At 63.0% G+C, this 21,227-nt stretch carries 10 protein-coding genes and 1 tRNA gene; 8 read left to right on the top strand and 3 right to left on the bottom strand.

The window, feature by feature from the left end:
• The first annotated feature begins 29 nt into the window (after positions 1-29).
• The 5 genes from BMZ70_RS23560 to BMZ70_RS23540 all read left to right on the top strand — a co-directional run bounded on the left by BMZ70_RS23560 (position 30) and on the right by BMZ70_RS23540 (position 3,915).
• Positions 30-106: transfer RNA gene (locus BMZ70_RS23560), tRNA-Gln, on the top strand.
• 151 nt (positions 107-257) lie between these two features.
• Positions 258-1,208, top strand: coding sequence for a ribose-phosphate pyrophosphokinase (locus BMZ70_RS23555; protein ID WP_092280080.1), 951 nt, complete (start codon positions 258-260; stop codon positions 1,206-1,208).
• A gap of 136 nt (positions 1,209-1,344) precedes the next feature.
• Complete coding sequence (locus tag BMZ70_RS23550; RefSeq protein ID WP_092280078.1) at positions 1,345-1,944, top strand: 50S ribosomal protein L25/general stress protein Ctc; 600 nt, start codon at positions 1,345-1,347, stop codon at positions 1,942-1,944.
• Between the two features lie 111 nt (positions 1,945-2,055).
• A complete protein-coding gene (gene pth, locus BMZ70_RS23545) occupies positions 2,056-2,637 on the top strand; it encodes an aminoacyl-tRNA hydrolase (protein ID WP_092280076.1) in 582 nt (193 codons plus the stop codon).
• 9 nt (positions 2,638-2,646) lie between these two features.
• Complete coding sequence (locus BMZ70_RS23540) at positions 2,647-3,915, top strand: amidohydrolase (RefSeq protein WP_092280074.1); 1,269 nt, start codon at positions 2,647-2,649, stop codon at positions 3,913-3,915.
• Here BMZ70_RS23540 and BMZ70_RS23535 read toward each other — a convergent pair.
• From BMZ70_RS23535 to BMZ70_RS23525, 3 genes are all read right to left on the bottom strand, one after another.
• Positions 3,878-5,269 carry a DUF3999 family protein gene (locus BMZ70_RS23535; RefSeq protein WP_092280072.1) on the bottom strand — a complete coding sequence of 464 codons (1,392 nt, stop codon included), beginning with the start codon at positions 5,267-5,269 and terminating at the stop codon, positions 3,878-3,880. The genes BMZ70_RS23540 and BMZ70_RS23535 overlap by 38 nt on opposite strands.
• Positions 5,266-8,364: a DUF2339 domain-containing protein gene (locus BMZ70_RS23530; protein ID WP_092280070.1), complete on the bottom strand. Its 3,099-nt coding sequence runs from the start codon at positions 8,362-8,364 to the stop codon at positions 5,266-5,268. Before BMZ70_RS23530 ends, BMZ70_RS23535 begins: the two co-directional genes overlap by 4 nt.
• A gap of 80 nt (positions 8,365-8,444) precedes the next feature.
• Positions 8,445-10,265 carry a DUF885 domain-containing protein gene (locus BMZ70_RS23525; protein WP_092280068.1) on the bottom strand — a complete coding sequence of 607 codons (1,821 nt, stop codon included), beginning with the start codon at positions 10,263-10,265 and terminating at the stop codon, positions 8,445-8,447.
• An 882-nt stretch (positions 10,266-11,147) separates the two neighbouring features.
• Between BMZ70_RS23525 and BMZ70_RS23515 the strand changes: the two genes are divergently transcribed.
• The 3 genes from BMZ70_RS23515 (at position 11,148) to BMZ70_RS29245 (ending at position 21,210) form a co-directional block, all read left to right on the top strand.
• Positions 11,148-12,224 carry a GGDEF domain-containing protein gene (locus tag BMZ70_RS23515; RefSeq protein ID WP_130301042.1) on the top strand — a complete coding sequence of 359 codons (1,077 nt, stop codon included), beginning with the start codon at positions 11,148-11,150 and terminating at the stop codon, positions 12,222-12,224.
• A 99-nt stretch (positions 12,225-12,323) separates the two neighbouring features.
• Positions 12,324-13,415 carry a redox-regulated ATPase YchF gene (gene ychF / locus BMZ70_RS23510; protein WP_092280063.1) on the top strand — a complete coding sequence of 364 codons (1,092 nt, stop codon included), beginning with the start codon at positions 12,324-12,326 and terminating at the stop codon, positions 13,413-13,415.
• A 160-nt stretch (positions 13,416-13,575) separates the two neighbouring features.
• A complete protein-coding gene (locus BMZ70_RS29245; RefSeq protein ID WP_092280061.1) occupies positions 13,576-21,210 on the top strand; it encodes a calcium-binding protein in 7,635 nt (2,544 codons plus the stop codon).
• Positions 21,211-21,227: the final 17 nt, after the last annotated feature.

Genomic DNA, 21,227 nt, shown 5'->3' with positions numbered 1-21,227 from the left:
GGCCTGTAACGACGAGCAGTCAGTTGCGTAGGGGAATCGCCAAGCTGGTTAAGGCACCGGATTTTGATTCCGGCATACCAAGGTTCGAATCCTTGTTCCCCTGCCATTCGTTTGTATCTGGATCCGTCGAGGCTTAAGTCTCCGGCCAGGTAGAGCAAAAAGTGAGGCGCACAAGGCGCCTCATTCTACTTAGTTTCCGTGCCGCGCAGCTAGCGCTGGCTCTTCAAAGAATCTTCTACAACTTCTCTGGAATCCCAATGGCTTACGAAAACCTGATGGTTTTTACCGGCAACGCTAATCCTGCGTTGGCAGAGGGAGTCGCAAAAAATCTCGGCATCCCTCTCGGCAAAGCGAACGTTTCGAAATTCTCGGACGGCGAAGTCATGGTCGAAATCAACGAAAACGTCCGCGGTAAAGACGTGTTCGTGCTGCAATCGACCTGCGCACCGACCAACGACAACCTGATGGAACTGATCCTGATGGTGGATGCACTGAAACGCGCATCGGCTGGCCGTATCACCGCTGCGATTCCTTACTTCGGCTACGCCCGTCAAGACCGCCGCCCACGTTCGGCGCGCGTTGCGATCTCGGCCAAAGTCGTGGCCAACATGCTGGAAGAAGCCGGCGTCGAGCGCGTCCTGATCATGGATCTGCACGCGGACCAGATCCAGGGCTTCTTCGATATCCCGGTTGACAATATTTACGCTTCGCCTATCCTGCTGGGCGACCTGCAGAAAAAGCACAACGAAGACCTGCTGGTCGTATCGCCGGACGTCGGCGGTGTGGTCCGTGCCCGCGCCCTGGCAAAACGCCTGGGCTGCGACCTGGCCATCATCGACAAGCGCCGTCCAAAAGCCAACGTCTCCGAGGTGATGAACATCATCGGTGACGTCGAAGGCCGCAACTGCGTGATCATGGACGACATGGTCGACACCGCAGGTACCCTGGTCAAGGCAGCGGAAGTGCTGAAAGAGCGCGGCGCCAAGAAAGTGGTAGCATATTGCACCCACGCGGTTCTGTCGGGTCCGGCAATCGACCGCATCAACAGCTCGTCGCTGGACGAACTGGTGGTGACCGATACGATTCCACTGTCGGAAAACGCCAAAAACTGCGCCAAGATCCGTCAACTGACCTGCGCACCGCTGCTGGCAGAGACCTTCAAGCGCATCATCAAGGGCGATTCCGTGATCTCCCTGTTCGTCGACTAAGCAGTCAGCGACAACCTGGTTTTTCAGGCGGCGCGCCCGGTATTTTTACCGGGCGCGCCGTTTTTCCCGAAGCGCGCCTGGTCGCGGGGCGCTTCATCACACGGGACGCAAGTCTCGTTATTTATTGGAGTTTCACATGAAAGTAGTTGCATTCAAACGCGAATTGCAAGGTTCCGGAGCGAGCCGCCGCCTGCGTAATTCGGGCCAAACCCCTGGCATCATCTACGGCGGTACCGAAGCACCGGTGACCATCGCCCTGGACCACAACGCCCTGTACCACGCGCTGAAAAAAGAAGCGTTCCACTCGTCGATCCTGGACCTGGAAATCGACGGCAAAGCAGAGAAAGTCCTGCTGCGCGACTTCCAGATGCACGCATTCAAACAACTGGTTCTGCACGCTGACTTCCAGCGCGTTGACGCGTCGAAAAAGATCCACATGAAAGTGGCTCTGCACTTCGTGAACGCCGAAATCTCGCCAGCAGTGAAACTGCACGGCGCGACCATCAGCCACGTTGCTAACGAACTGGACATCGAGTGCCTGCCAGCCGACCTGCCAGAATTCATCACCGTTGACCTGACCAACGTGGACGTTGGCCACTCGGTTCACGTTGCTGACCTGACCCTGCCAAAAGGCGTGACCGCTGTCACCCACGGCAACAACCTGACCATCGCTACCGCATCGGTACCAGCTGGCCACGTTGCTGCTGAAGCAGCTGCTGCTGAAGAAAAGAAGTAATCTTCTTAGATTTGGCTTGAAAAACCCTGTAGCCTGAACGCGCTCAAGATCGCGTTCAGCGCGACAGGGTTTTTTTTCGTCATAATCATTTTTATTTCACTGAGCATTCACATGGCAATACGCCTCATCGTCGGCCTCGGCAATCCGGGCCCCGAATACGAACAAACCCGCCACAACGCCGGCTTCTGGCTGGTGGACAACCTGGCCAATGACAGCGGCGCGCGCCTGCAGCGCGACAGCAAGTACAACGCCATGTTCGCCAAGGCCTCGATCGCCGGCCAGGAAGTGTATCTGCTGGAACCGCTGACCTATATGAACCGCTCCGGCCAGTCGGTTGGTGCGCTGTGCCGCTTCTTCAAGATCAACGCCGACGAAGTGCTGGTGGTGCACGACGAGCTGGACCTGATGCCCGGCATCGCGCGCCTGAAAAAGGGCGGCTCGGCGGGCGGCCACAACGGCCTGAAAGACATCACCGCCGCGCTCGGCACGCAAGACTACTGGCGCCTGCGTCTCGGCATCGGCCATCCGCGCTCGCTGAACCTGGCGCAGCAAGTGGCCGACTTCGTGCTGCACCGTCCGCGCCGCGAAGACCAGGAACTGATCGAACGCGCGATTGAAAAATCGCTGCTGGTCCTGCCGCAAATTATCAAAGGGGAGTTCGCTCCCGCCACCACCAAGCTGCACACCGACTGAAAGGAAGCCATGAAGCTCTTACCGATCGTTGCATTGCTGGCCGCCGGCGCCGTACAGGCGCAACAGGATCCGGCCACCGTTATCAACGGCATCTACCCGCAGCTGGACGCGATCTACAAGGACCTGCACGCGCATCCGGAGATCGCCTTCGAGGAAGTGCGCACCGCCGCCAGGCTGGCCGCCGAGATGCGCAAGATCGGTTTCGAGGTCACGGAAAAAGTCGGCAAGACCGGCGTGGTGGCCATCTACAAAAACGGCCCCGGCCCGCTGGTGCTGGTGCGCACCGAAATGGACGCGCTGCCGATGGAAGAAAAATCCGGCCTGCCGTATGCGAGCAAAGTCGCCGCCGCCCACAGCTGCGGCCACGACGTCCACATGACCGCCTGGCTGGGCGCGGCGCGCGCGCTGGTCACGCTGAAATCGCAGTGGAAAGGCACGCTGATGTTCATCGGCCAGCCGGCCGAGGAAACCGTGTCGGGCGCGAAAGCCATGCTCGAGGACGGCCTGTTCAAGCGCTTCGGCAAGCCGGACTATGCGTTCGCGCTGCACTCGTGGCCGCTGGCCTACGGCACCATCGGCTACAACAGCGGCGCGGTGTCGTCGAATTCCGACGCGATTGAAATCACCTTCAAAGGCCGTGGCGGCCACGGCTCGGCGCCGGACAAGGCGCTCGACCCGATCGCGATTGCTGCGCGCTTCGTGGTCGACGTGCAGACCGTGATCAGCCGCGAAAAAGATCCGAAGGAATTCGGCGTGGTGACCATCGGCGCCATCAACGGCGGCACGGTCGGCAACATCATTCCGGAGACGGTGAAAGTGCGCGGCACCATCCGCACCTACAGCCCGGCGGTGCGCGAGAAAATCCTGGCCGGCGTGCGCCGCATCGCCAACGCCTCCGCCGCGATGGCCGACGCACCGGCGCCGGACGTCGACCTGATTCCCGGCGGCATCGCCATCGACAACAACGACGCGCTGGTGACCCGCACCGAGGGCGTGCTGAAGAAAGCCTTCGGCGACGCCAACGTCTCGCGCATGCCGGCCATGACGGCCAGCGAAGACTTTTCGCAATTCGTGAACCAGGGCGTGCCGGGCATGTTCTTCTTCACCGGCGTGTACGACCCGCAAGCGGTGGCGGCAGCGGACAAGGGCGGCAAGCCGATCGCCTTCAACCACTCGCCGTACTATGCCCCGGTGCCGGAACCGTCGATCAAGACCGCCGCGCAAGCGATGACGCTGGCGGTCATGAACGTGATGAACGGATCAGGCGCCAAACCATAAAGCCCAGCGCCGCCACGCCCAGCACCAGCACGCCCCATAGCACCATCAGGCGGCGCTGGGTGGCGCTGGCGGCATCCAGTTCTGCGGCCTGATCGCGCGCGCCGCTGCCGGTTTGTTGGCGCACCGGCCCCACGGTCGCGTATTCCAGTTTTTGCAGTTCCGCTTCCGAGAAGCCCGGCGCTACTTGTTCGATGCTGCTGGCTGCCGGCGTGGCGCGCTCGCGTCCTACGGCCAGCAGGTAAGGACCATTGCCATTCCCCAGCAAGACCAGGGTGCCGGGCTGCCAGCTCAGGTGCAGCTGCGGCTTCACGCCAGCCGGCTTCGCCGTGCGCAGCACCCATTGCGGGGCATGCAGCGCTGCCACCTCCAGGTCGCCGGAGCTGCGCACTTGCTCGCCTTGCGTGATGCGATAGAAGGTGGAGTTCAACAGCGGATCGAAACGCCAGCCTGCCTGTCCCACGTGACGCGGCGGTACCTCGCGATAGACGCCGATCTGCCCCGTCAGCACCACATTGGCCTCACTGAACTGCAAGCCCACTTTCTCCGGCGCGATGCCGACCGGCACGGCATACATCAGATCCTCCGGCTGCCTGCCTGCGCCAGGCGCCAGCAGCAACTGTTCGGCGGCCGGTTTGCTCTCGGTACGTACCTGCTGTTCCGCTGTGATCGAGGCAAACTGCAGTGGCGTGCCGCTGCGCCAGCTCAGCCGCGCGTAGCGGAAGGCGCGTGGTGCGAAGTCCAGCCGGTCGTTGACCAGGGTTTGCGCGTCGCGGTTCACCAGCCAGTTCAGCTCTGCCGCGCCGATAGTGTCCCAGCGCTTCATATCGCCACTGACTTCCAGCCAGACCTGGGCGCTGTAGCCGTTCTGATCCGGCGGCAGGGCAAAGCGGAGCGCGCAGATCAGCGGTTGCCCGCTGGCGGCCTTGCCGAGATCCATGACCAGCGCGGACAAGCGCTGCGGGTGCGAGGCATCCTCGCCCGCATCAGGCTTGAGCTTGACCGACAGCAGGCGGCCATCGGTCGTGGTGTTGACATCCAGATCGAGCTGGGAGGCCGGGCCACCACGGCTCATCAGAGGAAACACCGCCAGCGGCAAGTCGCGATGGCTGAACTCTGACTCCGTCGGCGGCGCGCGCAAGGCGAATGGCAGCGCTGCGCCATTGGCGTCGAATACCCGCACATCGTCCAGCATGGCCGAACGTGAATGCAGGTAGACCTCCTTTGGCAGCCGCACTTGCAGCACGCCTTGTCTGGTGGTGCTGGCCAGTGGGAGCACGTGGCTGTAATCTTGCGGGCTATCGGCAGCGACCGCGAATGTGGATGCGGCCCATGCGGCAATCAGGATGTGTTTCATGCGTTCTCCGTTTGCGAAGGGAAGGGGGCGAGATAGCCGATGCCGACCATCAGTGCGCCGACGCCGAGGAAGGACACAATACGCTCCACACCACCCACATTGGACAGGTCGACCAGGAACAGCTTGGCGACCACCAGTGCCAGCAAGGCCGCGCCGCCTATCCATGCCGGGCGCAGCGTACGGCGCGCGGCATGGCGCATCAGCAGCAGTGCGCTCACGCTCCACACCAGCGACAGCATGGCTTGCACGAATTGCGAGGCAAACAGGGCATCGAATCTGTAGGGCACGCCCATGTAGTGCGACACGCTGCGTAGCAACGCCAGGTTGAACCAGCCGTAGCCGCACAGCGCAATCAACAGCAGCGGCGGCAGCCCCGGGCGCAAGCGCTGTGCGGCGATGAGCAGCAGCAGGGCAAAGCAGGTGCTCAGATCCAGCGGATTCAGGAACGGCAGGTAAGGCAGTGGCAGCATGGCGCCGTCCTGTGTCAGGTTCCATACCATCACCAGCAGCACTGCCCAGCCGCATGCCAGCGGCAGCAGGCGGCGCTGATACCATTTGGCCAGTGGCGCGACAGGCCAGCCGCCGCTGCGGCTGCGCTGCATCAGCCAGGCGATCACGCCCATCATCAGCCATGATGGAATGAAGCGCGCCCAGCTGGCACTGGTGCTCCAGTCGCTTATATCGTCACCGCCCAGCCATGCGGAAATCCAGTAGGCAGCCACCGGCCAGATCATCAGCCACGGGCCGCCAGTGCGGACTGCATGCAGCACCCGCAGCGCCGTGCCGTTCAGCGGCCAGCCTTGTGCCGGCCATGCGCGTAGCAGCCATTCGCTGCCCAGCCACAGTACGGCGTAACCGATCCAGAGCGGCGCGCCTGGCAGGCTCCAGCTGCCGAAATACAGTTCGCCCAGCAGGGCAGGGAGCGCCAGCGTCTGCGCGATCCAGATCACTGCGGCAGCCCAGCGCAGCCCTGCCCAGCGCAGGCGCCGCGCTGCCATCACACTGGCGGCACTGGTGGCCGCCAGCAGCAAGGCATAGACGGCCTGTGCGCGTTCGACGTCTTGCGAAGCCAGCCACATGGCGCAGTCAGGGGCTGCCACGCCGAACCACCATAATGCGGACCACGTCAGCGTCAGACGATAGGCGGCGTAGATGCCGCTGCCGCGCGCGGGCTGCTGCTGTTTCAATGCCCAGCTGCTGAACAGTGCGGCAGCGAAGATCATCAGCGCGCCCGGCAGCGGGCGCTCGAACAGTGTGGGCGTGCTGCCCAGCCATTCGCCGACAATGATGGTCATGAGCTTGAGGCCGGCCGCCGCCTGCACGATGAGGGCCAGCCAGGTGGCCAGCGGCCATGCCAGCTTCTGTGCAATCAGATACAGCACGATGACGGCAACGATGGCGCTCAGTACCAGCGGCGTGCCTTGGCTGCGCGGTTCCAGCCGCAAGATGATCTCGGTCCACGCACCCGCCACCAGCCAGACTGCGGCGCCGGCCAGGAACACGCTGGCCAGAATGTTGTACCACTTGCTGTCATCCGATGCGCGGAAGCGGGTCGCCATCAGGAAGGCGGTCAAGGCGAGCAGAACAAAACCGAGCCACAAATTCGATTCCAGCGCGCGCTCCGGCGATAGCCCGGTAACCGTACCGAGGAAGGAAAGCCATGCGCCGCCTTGCACCAGCAGCCCAAACATCCACGCCAGCTTTTGCTTCTGGCGTAATCCGATCCAGACGATGCCCGCGCCTTCCAGCGCCCATGCGGCGGAAGTCCAGCGGCCATCGAGTGCGAACGGAATCGCCAGCGTGCCGAACACCACGCCCAGTGCGAGAAAGGCGTCCGACAGCAGCGCGTACTGAGGGCGGCGGCGTAGCATGGTGGCCAGCGTGATGTAGAACAGCCCGAGCGCCAATGCTGAATAGGCAGCACCAAACGGCATGTCGCGCACCAGCGTGAACTGCAGGCCGAAGCCCGCCATCGGCGTGCCGAAAATCAGCGAGCCGTCGACGTAGTTTTTCAGCCGGACCACTTGCTGGCGCGCGTAGGCCAGCGGGATCGACACATAGAAGGCAAAGAACAGCAGCAGGAACAGCTGTACCGAAATGTAGTTCTCCGGTACATAGCGCAGCACGCCCCACGTCGTGCTGATGGTGAAGGTGAAGATGAAGCCCAGCACATTCAGCGGACGCCATGAGCGCAGCAGGGCAAGCGCCAGGACACCGGCGTTGAGCAGCGCGTAGTAGGTGAACAGGCCAATGTGGCTGCCGCTGCCGGAGGAGGCGAGTATCGGTGTGGCAAAGCCGCCGACGATGCCGAAGATGGCCAGCCACATCGCATCTTGCAGCACCGCGAGCAGGCAGGTGAAGACGGTCAGGATCAGCAGCATGCCGAAGGCCAGCGAGGCGGGAATCAGGTGGTAGATGCGGAACGCGCCGAAGGTGACCAGCATGAGCACCGCCAGCGCCGCGCCCTGCACGGGCAGGCTGATGGCGGGGCGCGTGACGCGGATGCGCCAGCCCCACGCCAGCAGGGCCAGGTCGGCCAGCACGATGCCGGCCAGGCGGAATTCGATCGGCACGCTGACGCGCGCGGCGGTGTACTTGAGCAGGAAGCTGACGCCGATGAACAGGATCAGCAAGCCCAGCTTGGCAACCAGATTGCCGCCGAATAGCCATGCCTTGGCGTTCAACAGCCATTGCGGCGCGCTTGCTGATTGGCGCGGCGGCCGGGGCTGCGCCACAGTCGCCGGCTCGGGCGGTGGTCCCTCCGGCGAGGCGGTCCGTTCAGCGTTCGATGGCGGAGCGGCAGGTTCTGCCTTGGCTGCTGCGGCGGGGACTGGCGCATCGGCAGGCTGCGACACGTACGGAACGCTTGCTGGCGCGACGGTCACCGGCGTGGCCGGAACCGGCGGCTTGGTCGGAGCGGACTGCTGCCTGGTCGCCGCTGCGTCAGGCGCTACGTGCTCGCGCCGGCCATCGCGCAAATTGCTGAGTTCAAGCTGTAGCTGGGCCGCGATGCGCAGCGCCTGGCGCGCGTCGCTGCGTGCACGCCAGGCTACGCCCAGCGCGAACACGCCAAAGACAAACAAAAGGAATTCCATCGGACGGCTCCTTTGTGGCAATGTTGCAAGCTAGCATATTTGCAACATTGCTACAATCGGTCCGGTCAAAACGGCTCAGCTCATTTTGCGCTGGCGATCCAGCGGTCAACGCGCTGTTCCAGGATCGGCATCGGCAGGGTGCCGTCGCCGATCACCACTTCGTGGAATTTCTGGTAGCTGAACTTGTCGCCCAGCGCCTGCTGCGCGCGGGCGCGCAGTTCCAGGATTTTCAGCGAGCCGATCTTGTAACTCAGCGCCTGCGCCGGCAGCACCATGTAGCGCTCGATCTGGTTGCGTGAGCGCGCTTCGTCCCAGCCCAGCACCTCGGACAGGTAGCTGATCGCCTGTTCGCGGGTCCAGCCCTTGGCGTGCATGCCGGTATCCACCACCAGCCGCGCCGCGCGCAGCATCTCGGCATTCAGGTGGCCGAAGTAGGCCACTGGATCTTCATACAAGCCCATCTCCTTGCCCAGCGTTTCCGAATACAGTGCCCAGCCCTCGGTGTAGGCCGCGCTGTTCGGATTCTCGGTGCTGAACTTGCGGAAGTCCGGCAAGTCGATTTCCTTCAGCAGCGCCGCGTGCAGGTGGTGGCCCGGCACGCCTTCGTGCAGGAACAGGCTGACCATGTCGACCCGGCTGTATTGCTTCGGATCGTTGACCACCGGCCAGAACACGCCCGGATGCGAACCGTCCGCCGCCGACGGCGTGTAGTGGTCGGACGCGGTGGCGCGCGTCAGCTCCGGCTCCAGGTGCAGTTCCAGCTTGGCCTTCGGCACCAGGCTGAAGTAGGCCGGCAGCTTGGCCTGTACTTGCGCGTAGATGGCGCGGTAGGCGTCCAGCACCTGCTCGTCGGTGGTAAAGATGTTGTACGCGCTCTGCGCGCTGACCCATTGCGGCAGCTTGTTGGCCGGGCCGTCGTAGCCGAGCTTGGGCGCCAGCAAGGCCATCTGCTGCTGGATGCGCGCCACTTCCTTCAGGCCCAGCGCGTGGATCTGTTCGGCTGGCAGCGGCAAGTTGGTGCTGTCCTTGATGTGGGCCGCGTACCAGGCCGCGCCGTTCGGCAGCGCGCCCCAGCCGCTGCTGCTGCGCCCGGCCGGCAGGTATTCGTGTTCGAGGAAGCTGACCAGGCGGTTCAGCGCCGGCGCCAGTTTGCTGTCCACCGTCTGCAGGTAGGCGGCGCTCAGTTTCTTTTTATCGGCGTCGGAGAAGGAGGCCGGGAAGCGCGTCACCGGCGAGTAGAACACGCTGGCCTGCGGCGAGCTCGCGCGCAGGTTCTGCAGCTGCGGCAGCATCGCGCTGGTGATGGCTTTGGGATGCACCACGCCGTTGCGCATGCCTTCGCGCATATTGGCGATGGCCTGATCGATCCAGGCCGGCAGCTGGTTCAGGCGGTTCAGGTAGGCCTGGTATTGCTTGACCGTGTCCAGCGGCTGCGAGCCGGTGCCGCCGGCGTAGTTGGCCAGCGTGCTCGGCACATTGTCCATCTGGTTCAGCGGCAGCAGGTAGTCGGGGAAGGACTCCATCTGCATCGCGTTGTTCAGTTCGTAGGTCAGCAGGTCATAGGTCAGTTGGTCCTGCGCGCCGAGCTGGTCGCGGTTCACCGCCATCAACTGCTTTTGCAGCGAGCGGTACAGCGTGAACTGGGCCGCGCGCATTTTCGGCGAAATGGCGAGGCCGATCTGGTCGTCGTAGCGCGTATCGCCGTTGGCGGTGGCAAACAGCAGCGGATCGAATTTGCAGCGCGCGGTGTGGAACGCGGCTGCCAGCTTGGCCAGCTGCTTCTGCGCCTGCGTGGCCTTGGCCGCAGTCGCCACCGGCGCCGCCTGTAGTGGCAGCGTGTAAGTACCAGCCAGCATCAGGCTGGCCACCAAAACCGAAGTACGCAGACGGGACATAGACATGGCTTTCCAATAGTTGGTAATGGCCACGGAGTCTAGCACCAAAGAAGCCAGGTGGGGATGGAAGTCGCTCAGCGCATGGCGCCGTCTTTTATAGGTGATTGTGTGGGCATCCGCACGGAGTCGTAGCCGGCAGCGGTCAACACTGGGTGCTTTATGGCTGGAGTTGCAATGAACTTACACTTTCCCAATAAGGAGAAGCCAGGCGAGCGACGAAGGGACGGCCCGACTGACGCGATCGACGAAGGTGTGGTGCTTGCCTCCGTTGACGGGATCGGGCCGGCACTAGAGTATATGTCCCGCCACGGCGTACCCCACGACACTGCGCTCCGGGTTTTAACTGGTCCTCAATACCATCGCCGCCCCTGTACACAGGTTGTCAGTCATGTGATTGAACAGATCGCGTCCAGGATGAAAAAATAATCGCCCAGTGGCGCTGGTGCATGCTAACGGATGAGCCATAGCGCTTTCGCTCCAAGAGCCAGCTCTGGTTAACGGAAATACTATGGGGTGTGCGCAGATGCCTGCTGTTAGTATCTCTGAGCATTGCCCCCCCGCTAAGTGAAGGAGCTTCCATGCCGAGCCAGCTATACAGAGGTCATCGTGTCCACGTGGAGAGCGATGAACGTTTCGGTGACGGTGTCCACCGCATTGAGATCTTCAGCGGTAGCTCGGGCGCACTGCGCCATGCGGAGTTTGCGTCGATAGCCGGGGATAACTCGCTGCTCAACGCTAACGACGCCTGCTTCCAATGGGCGAGAGAGTGGATTGAGCAACATCCAAGGGTTTGGCCCTTCACGGCCTGGTAGCAACCGGTGAAGACCTGGCCGGTGAGCACAGTCGAGCCACTTTGGGAGAAGTCTTAACTTTAAGCTGGAGACGGCATTGAAAAACAATCCTTCCTTTACCACGATGGAGCTTCGGCATCTCTTGCAACTGAGCGCAGAACTGTTGAGTACGACAGACCCGCTGGATGCATTACGCAGTATTGGAGCAGGCGTCTCCAAATTGTTTCATCCAGGTGCCCTGATCATCATCGTGGCCAGCGACGGCAGGTCTTTGGGCATTGAATTCGACGGCGCAGGCCAGCGTTGCAAACTCGGTTATCACGAGGGGCTAGGCGAGCTGGCGCAGCAACTGCTCGTGAAAAAGTTGGAATCTCCATCTGGCAATCAATCCAGCCGCGATAGCAAATATGTGTTCGGGAAGTTCCCCTATCCGTTTGGGGAGGGGATCATCCTGGTGTCCTGGCCGAATACGGTGCAGACCCAAGTGGTGTCGTCGGCGTTGGCCATTGTCCAGGATGTGGCCGAGCTGACGGGCGCGGTGATGAGCAAATTTCATGGACAGGCGCGGCTGGAACGGGAGTTGGTAGATCAAGCACAAGCGATGGTCGACAGCAGCTCCGCGCACGCGCGGGAATTGGACCGGCGGAATAAAGAGGAGCATACGCTTCGACTTCTCTCCTTCACTGACGAACTCACCGGATTGAGCAATCGACGCGGCTTTTTCCTCGACGCGGAACGCAGCTTTCAAATCGCGCAGCGCCAACGAATGAATTGTTCAGTGATCTTCGCGGATGTCGACAATCTGAAACTCGTCAATGACCAGCAGGGCCACGACATCGGGGATCAGCTGATACGCGACGCGGCAGTCGTGCTGAAAGACTCCTTTCGCAAGGTGGATGTCATCGCGCGTTTAGGCGGCGATGAGTTCGCAGCGTTCACGGTCGCGGACGATTGCCCGGACCGGATCGTGCAACGCCTCGGCGCACGGCTGCAGAATTTCAACAGCGTTCAGCCAGCTCGTGCTTACGATGTGGCGCTGAGTACCGGTATTGTCCGATGCGATCCTGATTCGACCATGAGCCTGGCAGACTACTTGTTGGACGCAGACAAAGCCATGTACGCGGTCAAACTGGAGCGGCGGAGTCAAAAAAATCTGCGCATTACCGGAAAGTAGGCTTACCTTTCTGTTTTTTGAAGTGTGAGGCCAACAAAGGTACAATGGATCCCTTGAGCGCTGTAAATAGCAAGCATATCCATTCTGTAAAGGTTTTTCATGAGTCTCCAATGCGGCATCGTCGGCCTGCCTAACGTCGGCAAGTCCACCCTGTTCAACGCCCTGACCAAGGCCGGCATCCCGGCCGAGAACTATCCGTTCTGCACCATCGAGCCTAACGTCGGCGTGGTCGAAGTGCCGGATCCGCGCATGGCCGCGCTGTCGGAGATCGTCAAGCCCGAGCGCCAGGTCAACGCCATCGTCGAATTCGTCGACATCGCCGGCCTGGTGGCGGGCGCTTCGCAGGGCGAGGGCCTGGGCAACCAGTTCCTGTCGCACATCCGCGAAACCGACGCCATCGTCAACGTGGTGCGCTGCTTCGAAGACGACAACGTGATCCACGTGGCCGGCAAGGTCAGCCCGCTGGACGATATCGAAGTGATCCAGACCGAACTGGCGCTGGCCGACCTCAGCACCGTGGAAAAAGCCGTCCACCGCGAAAACAAGAAAGCCCGCTCGGGCGACAAGGACGCGATCAAGCTGGTGGCCCTGCTGGAGCGTCTGGTGCCGCACCTGAACGAAGCCAAGCCGGTGCGCGCACTGGGCCTGGACGCCGCTGAAATGCTGCTGATCAAGCCGCTGTGCCTGATCACCGCCAAGCCGGCCATGTACGTGGCCAACGTGTCGGACACCGGCTTCACCAACAACCCGCTGCTGGACCAGCTGACCGCTTACGCCGCGTCGCAAAACGCGCCGATCGTCGCCATTTGCGCGTCCATCGAAGCGGAAATCGCCGACCTGGACGACGCCGATAAAGCCGCCTTCCTGGCCGACATGGGCATGGAAGAGCCGGGCCTGGACCGCCTGATCCGCGCCGCCTACAAGCTGCTGGGCTTGCAAACCTACTTCACCGCCGGTGTGAAGGAAGTGCGCGCCTGGACCATCCACATCGGCGACACCGCCCCGCAAGCGGCCGGCGTGATCCACACCGACTTCGAGCGTGGTTTCATCCGCGCGCAAACTATCGCCTACGACGATTACATCCAGTACAAGGGCGAGGCCGGTGCGAAGGAAGCCGGCAAGATGCGCGCCGAGGGCAAGGAATATGTGGTGAAAGACGGCGACGTGCTGAACTTCCTGTTCAACGTCTAGTTTTACCGTACCTCACAAAAATCCGCGACTTGTCGCGGATTTTTTTTCGCCTTGTAAATTTTGATTAGGTATTTGTATCTAATTGTTACTAATGGATAGTATTTTCCATTTAGCAATGTGATACGATCCGGGGTTGCTAAAAACATCAGAGGGCGTACTCGTGGGTAAAACTGTCATTGGCATCGTCGCCGACTCCGCTCATCATAAAGTGAGTGCTGGAGCCTGGGAGGCGGTCCGGCTGACGGGGACCGATGGCGATGACATTCTGAATGGCTTCCTCGGTGACGACACGATCACCGGCGGCGCTGGCAATGACGTAGTGCGCGGGTATGGCGGTGCCGACAGCCTCGATGGCGGCAGTGGCAATGACACAATAGAAGCCGATCTGTCCAGCGGCAGCGTCACCGTCGCTGGCGGCGCCGGCGATGATTATCTAAAGCTCGTCGATGACTACGAGGGGAAAGCGCGCACCACGCTGGTCGACGGCGGCGCTGGCAGCGATCGTTTTGACTTGGCCCTGCGCTCCGGTTTCAATGCGATCAAGTTGACCGGCGGGGAGGGCAAGGACAGCTATAAATTCCTGTCGAACTCCGCCCCCGGGAATGCCACTATTACTGACTTTGCGGTCGGTGCCGGCGGCGACCAGCTTGACGTCACCGCATTGATCGATGCCGATACCCGGCCCACCGGCTCGGGCGGCAATCCGTTTGGCAATGCCTTGCTGAAACTGGTTCAGCAAGGCGCGGATACGCTGCTGCAATATCAGGCCTACGGCACCACCGGCTACAAAACCATCTTCACGCTGACGGGCGTCACTGCCGGTACGTTGACGGCTGATAACTTTGTTGACGGCTTGCTCACCGACGGCAGTGTGATGCAGGGCGTGAACCTGCCTGGCGATAGCGCGCGCAATACGATTGCCGGCAGCCGCTACGACGATACCTTGGGCGGCGGCGGCGGCGATGACAGCATAAGTGGCAACGGTGGCGCCGACCTGCTTGATGGCGGCAACGGCGCTGATACCCTGCAAGGCGATGGCGGCAACGATACGCTGCTCGGTGGCAGCGGAAACGATGTGCTGACGGCGGATCGCGGCAGCGACGTGCTGCGTGGCGGCACCGGCGACGATACGCTGACCGCCCGCTTCAATGGCGGGACGCATGAGCTGGATGGCGGTGATGGCAACGACACTTTTCTGATCCGTAACGATGGCGAGCCCGCGACCATGCGCGGCACGGTCAACATCCTGGGCGGGGCGGGTGACGATGTGATTCAAATCGGTTACGCCGGCAATTATGCGCGCATGTTTGCCACCGGTGGTTCCGGCAGCGATACTTACAGCGTCTATACGCTCGATGGCGATGGGCTGTTGACGGTCACCGATTTTGCCGCCGGTGCCGGCGGCGACCGGATTGACGTGGCGAGCCTGGTCGGTAACGCGCTGGCCAACTTCCCGCTGTTGGGGGGCAATCCATTTTCCCGCGAGAGCGGGCTGCTGCGCCTGGTGCAGCAGGGGGGCGACACCGTGCTGCAGTTCGACGTCGATGGCGTTGCAGGTTCGCGCGGCTTTGTCACGGTGCTCAAACTGAGCAACGTACGTTCCGATACCTTGACCGCCGATAATTTTGTCAATGGCTACCGGCCTGACGGCAGCAACATCACAGGCGTCGAATTTCATGGCGAGAGCAGCTACTTCAAGGGCAGCAATTTCGATGACACGCTGCAGGGCGACGCCGACAATGAATATCTGAATGGCTCCGGCGGCAATGACTACATCAATGGCGGTGCCGGCAACGATACGCTGCTGTCAGGCTTTGGCGCCGACACCTTGCTGGGCGGGGATGGCGACGACGTGCTGCGCAACGGTTCGGAAACGGGCAGCGGCGCCACTGCGGTCACGATGGAAGGCGGCGCTGGCGACGATAAACTGACTGTTTATGTCTATGACAGCCGGCTGCCTTACATCGTGCACGGCGGTGATGGCAACGATCAGGTGACCCTGGTCGGGGGCTATGACAACAAGGGGGAGTTGATCGACGAGGTCGAAGTCGATGGCGGTGCTGGCAACGATACCTTTACGCTGATGAGCGCAGCGGGCATCAACCATTGGCGCATGAAGGGCGGCGCCGGCAGCGATACCTATGTCGTCACGGGCTTGGGCCTGGGGGCGATCATCAGTGACTTCGACGCCAGCGCGAGCGGTGACAAGATCGATTTGACGCCGGCGCTGGACCGCATGTCAGAGTACCGGGAAGCGGGTGGCAATCCATTTTCACCGCGTGCGCAGGTGGCCAAGCTGGTGCAGGTCGGCAACGATACGCTGGTGCTGCTGCTCAATACCAGCACCTACGCGGATCCGCTGGATTTCAGCTTGGTGCTGATCCTGAAAAACGTCCAGGCCACGGCATTGAGCGCGAATAATTTTGTCAGCGGCTTCAGTCCGGACGGCAGCGACGTGCGCGGCCAGGTGATCGTGACCGATACGCAGGGCTACAGCGTCGCGGGCGGCGCCTTCAATGACACCATCACCGGCAGCACGCAAGGGGAAAGACTGCTCGGCGGCGGCGGTGACGATCTGATCCTGGCACGCACCACAGCCGGCAACAGCGCCACGCTGAGCGGCGCGGGCGGCAACGATACCTTGCTGGGCGGCGATGGCAATGACGTTCTTGACGAGTCCATCGTCAATTTCGGCCCCGACAATGACTACTGCGATGGCGGCGCCGGCAATGACACCCTGAGCAGCTATGTCGGCAACGATACCCTGCACGGCGGCGCCGGGAACGACTACCTGATCGCCTATTCCTATGCCCGCCCTATGCCGCCCGGCGTTAGTGTGGAAACCAGTTATTTGGATGGGGGCGACGGCAATGACGTGATCATCTTCGTGGCCAACAGCACCCAACACAATCTGGTGGTGAGCGGCGGCCAAGGCGTCGATACATTTGACTTTGCGTATGTCGGCCACGCCGGCATCCGCATTACCGACTTCAAGGCGGGGGCGGGCGGGGACCTGCTGGACTTGCGCGATGTCGCGGCCGCCGGTGCCTACTACCGCCCACCGGTAATGGACCTGACCAGCGGTGACAGCCTGTTCTGGCGGCTGGTTCAGGACGGCGACCGGGTGCTGCTGCAATATGATCAGGATGGCAGTGGATCGGTGTACGCGTTTGCCACGATGGTCACGCTCGACCACCTGCGGGTGGCCGATATTACCGGTGCAAACTTTGTTCCGATGTTGGTGAATGGCGCTAACGCCGAGATGTCTGGCGGCGCTGGCAATGACACCATTTTGGGCACGGCTGGCAGCGACCAGATCGATGGCGGCGGCGGCGCCGACAGCATGAGCGGCGGCGCCGGCGACGACCGCTACTACGTCAGCGAACTGCTGGACCAGGTAATAGAAGCCGCCGGCGGCGGCTACGACATTGTGTATGCCAATGCCAATGCCAGTTTGTCGGACAACGTCGAGGAACTGGTGCTGACCGGCAAAGCCAGTGTGGGTAGCGGCAATGCCGGGGACAATACGCTGCGCGCCAATTCCGGCCGGGCTGGCGAACTGGCTGGCCTCGGCGGCGATGACCAGCTGTATGGCGGCGCCTATGCCGACAAACTGCTGGGCGGTGCCGGCAATGACACGCTGGATGGCGGCGCCGGCGCCGACAAGATGGGCGGCGGTAGCGGCAACGATACCTACTTCGTGGACGTGGTCGGTGACAGCGTGACCGAGTTGCTGAACGAGGGCAATGACACGGTCAAAACCGGCCTGGTGAGCTACACGCTGGGTGCGGATGTCGAGAACCTGTTCTACACTGGCGAGGCCAGCTTCAGCGGCACCGGCAACGCGCTGGACAACGTCATCACCAGCGGCAGCGTGAGCGCCAACGACAATCTGCAAGGCGGCGCCGGCAACGACACCCTGACCGGCGGCCTGGGCAAGGACACCATCGACGGCGGCGCCGACGTCGACCTGGTGATCCTGGCCGGCCCCGTCGCCAGCTACAAGGTCACCCGTCCAAACGCCACCGATACCGTGCTGACCGATAAGGCCGGCAACGTGACCACGGTGCGCAACGTCGAGCAGTTCCGTTTTGCCGATGGAGACAAGAGCTTGCTGCAAGTGCAGGATGGCATCAAGAGCGCCGGCAATGACCGGCTGTACGGTACGGATGGCAAGGACGTGCTCGACGGCGGCACCGGCATCGACACCTTGGCCGGCGGCCTGGGTGACGATACCTATGTCATCAGCAACCTCAACAGCACCGTGCTGGAAGACGTGGACGAAGGCACCGACTTGGCGCAGATCGCCGCCACCACGGCCGGCAGCTACACGCTGGCCGACAATCTCGAGAACGCCACCGTCACGTCGGCGGCCGCGATCAACCTGACCGGCAACGATCTGAAGAATATCCTCACCGGCAATGGCGCCGCCAACCTGCTGATCGGCGGCGGCGGCAATGACCAGCTGATCGGCGGCGCCGGCAGCGACACCATGAAAGGTGGCACCGGCCACGATACGTACACGGTCACCGAGGCTGGCGACGTGGTGGTGGAAGTGGCGGGCGAGGGCGTCGATACGGTGCTGACCACGCTGTCGAGCTATACGATGGGGACCAGCATCGAGCAGCTGGTCTACACCGGCAAGGGCGCGTTCACCGGCATCGGCAATGCCGAGGCCGACCTGATGAATGGCGGCGACGGCGGCGCCAAGCTGGACGGCGGCGCCAACAATGACTTCCTGATCGGCGGCAAGGGTAACGACAGCCTGGTGGGCGGCACCGGCGACGACAGTTTCCGCATCAGCGCCGGCAAGGACACCATCGACGGCGGCGCCGACAACGACGACCTGCAAGGCCTGGGCAATTTCGCCGACTATACGATCAAGCGGCCCAATGCCACCGACCTCACGCTGACTGACAAGGCCGGCAACCTCACCACGGTGCGCAATGTGGAGCTGTTCCACTTTGCCGACGGCGACCGCTCGCTGGCCGACACCTTGGTCAACATCATCACCAGCGGCAACGACAAGCTGGTGGGCACCGCTGGCGCGGACCACCTCAACGGCCTGGCCGGCGCCGACACCATGCTGGGCGGGCTGGGCAACGACCTTTATACGGTCGACAATCCGCTCGACGTGGTGGTGGAACGCGATGGCGAAGGCCGTGACGTGGTGCGGGTTGCCGCCACTGCAGCCGGCACCTACGTGCTGGCCGACAACCTGGAGGAGGGCTGGGTGCTGTCCAAGGGCGTGGCCGTCAACCTGACCGGCAATGCCTCGGACAACGTCCTGGTCGGCAATGAGATGGCGAACGCGCTGGCGGGCGGCGCCGGCAATGATTCCCTGAGCGGCATGGGCGGTGTGGACACGCTGGTGGGCGGCGCTGGCGATGACGTCTACGAGATCGAGCTGGGCGATATCGTGGTCGAGCTGGACGGCGGCGGCCGCGATCGTGTGACGGTGGTGTTCGACAAATCCCATCGCAGCTACACGCTGGCCGACCATGTGGAAGTACTGTCCTTCAGCAATGCCGGCAACTATGGCGTGCTGACCGCCGTCGGCAACGCGCAGGACAACCGGCTGCAGGTCGACGGCGTCGGCAACTCCATCCTCGACGGCGGCGCCGGCCACGATACGCTGTACGGCGACAGCGGTGACGACAGCCTGCTGGGCGGCGACGGCGACGACTGGTTTGACTACTTCGGCACGGGCAACGACAGCATCGACGGCGGCGCCGGCCTCGACACGGTGATGCGCCACGAGGTGCGCAGCTACTACACGGTGCTGCGCACCGGCGACAGCGACGTTCAGCTGGTCGGCCTGGATGGCCTGGCCACCACGGTGCGCAACGTCGAGAAGTTCATCTTCGACGGCGTGGCGTACACGCTGGCGGACCTGATCCAGGGCATTGGCGGCACCGGCAGCCAGACGCTGAGCGGCACCGACGGGGACGACACACTGGACGGCGGCCCCGGCATCGACCGGCTCGTGGGCGGCAAGGGCGAAGACACGTACGTGGTGTCCGAGCTGGCCGACCAGGTGATCGAACACGCCGACGAAGGCTACGACACGGTCAAGCTGGCGCTGGCCGGCGCCGCCACCTACACCATCGCCGACAACGTCGAGCAGGTGCTGGTGGTGGCCGGCCCCAAGGTGGCCATCAACGTCAACGGCAATGCGCTGGACAACAACATCCGGGGCAACCTCGCGGCCAATGTGCTGAACGGCGGCGCCGGCAACGACTGGCTCAACGGCGGCGGCGGCAAGGACACCCTGGCGGGCGGCAGCGGCGACGATAGCTACGACGTCAGTGAAGCGGGCGTAGTGGTCACCGAGCTGGCCGGCGCCGGCGACGATACGGTGTACAGCTACCTGGCCAGCTATACGCTGGGCGCCAATCTGGAGAACCTGATCTACATGGGCGCGTGGGCGTCGTTCAGCGGCACCGGCAATGCGCTGAACAACCGCTTCCAGCTGGCGACGGCAAGCAACGCGCTGTTCGACGGCGGCGCCGGCAGCGATACGCTGGTGCTCGGCGGCGCCGCCGGCGATTACGCGGTCAGCTATGCCAGCGGCGTCACCACGCTGAGCGGCAAGGGCAGCCAGATCGTGCTGCGCAATATCGAGTTCGTGACCTTCAGCGATGGCAAGCAAAGCATTGCCCAGGTACTGCACAACACCGGCACCGAAGGCAACGATGTGCTGACCGGCACGGCCGGCAACGATCTGCTCGACGGCGGCCTCGGCGCCGACACGCTCAGCGGCGGCGCCGGCAATGACACCTACGTGGTTGACCACATCGGCGACGTGGTGCGGGAACTGGCCGGCGGCGGCAGCGTTGACCTGGTCAAGGCGGGCCTGGCTGCCGGCCAGACCTGGACCCTGGGCGAGAACGTGGAAGACGGCCAGCTGACCGGCAACGCCGCCGCCAACCTGAGCGGCAACGCGCTCGACAACGTCCTCACCGGCAATGGCGCTAACAACGTCCTGCGCGGCGATGCCGGCAACGACACGCTGTCCGGCGGCGCCGGCAACGACAGCCTGGTAGGCGGCGCCGGCCATGACTACCTCGACGGCGGCCTCGGCAACGACACCCTGGTCGGTGGCAGCGGCAACAATATCTATGTGCTCGACAGCAGCGGCGACAAGATCATCGATGGCGCCACCGGCAGCGATGTCGACCTGGTCGTGACCACGCTGAAGAGCTACACGCTGGCGGCCGACCTCGACAACCTGATTTACACCGGCAGCAGCACCTTCACCGGCAGCGGCAATGCCGGCCACAACCAGCTGCAAGGCGGCGCCGGTAACGACGTGCTGAAAGGCCTGGCCGGCAGCGACACCCTGACCGGCGGCGATGGCAACGACACCCTCACCGGCGGCGCCGATGGCGACCAGTTCGTCTTCAACAGCCTGGTTGGCAGCGATAGCGTGACTGATTTCACCAGCGCCGATCGCATCGGCATCCAGCTGGCCATCGGCAATGGCGACGCCGTCATCGATGGCGGCGTGGTCCGCGCGGCCAAGGGCGGCTTCAGCGCCGATGCCGAGCTGGTGCTGTTCAGCCAGAAGATGGGCGCCATCAGCAACGCCAACGCGGCGGCGGCGATCGGCGCCGCGATCGGCGACTACGCGATCGGCGACAGCGTGCTGTTTGCGGTGGCGGCGGCCGGCAGCACGGTGCTGTACCGCTTCGTCGCCGCCAACGCCGACGCCGTCGTAGCGGCCAACGAACTGACACAAATTGCCGTCCTGACTGGCGTACCGCCGGTGCTGGACGATTTTAGCTTCGCATAAACCCCTCATACATTCCG

Source organism: Duganella sp. CF402 (assembly GCF_900109645.1).
Classification (GTDB): Bacteria; Pseudomonadota; Gammaproteobacteria; order Burkholderiales; family Burkholderiaceae_D; genus Rugamonas.
Note: the sequence above shows the minus strand (reverse complement) of the source record. Positions and strands in the feature narration are given on the sequence as shown.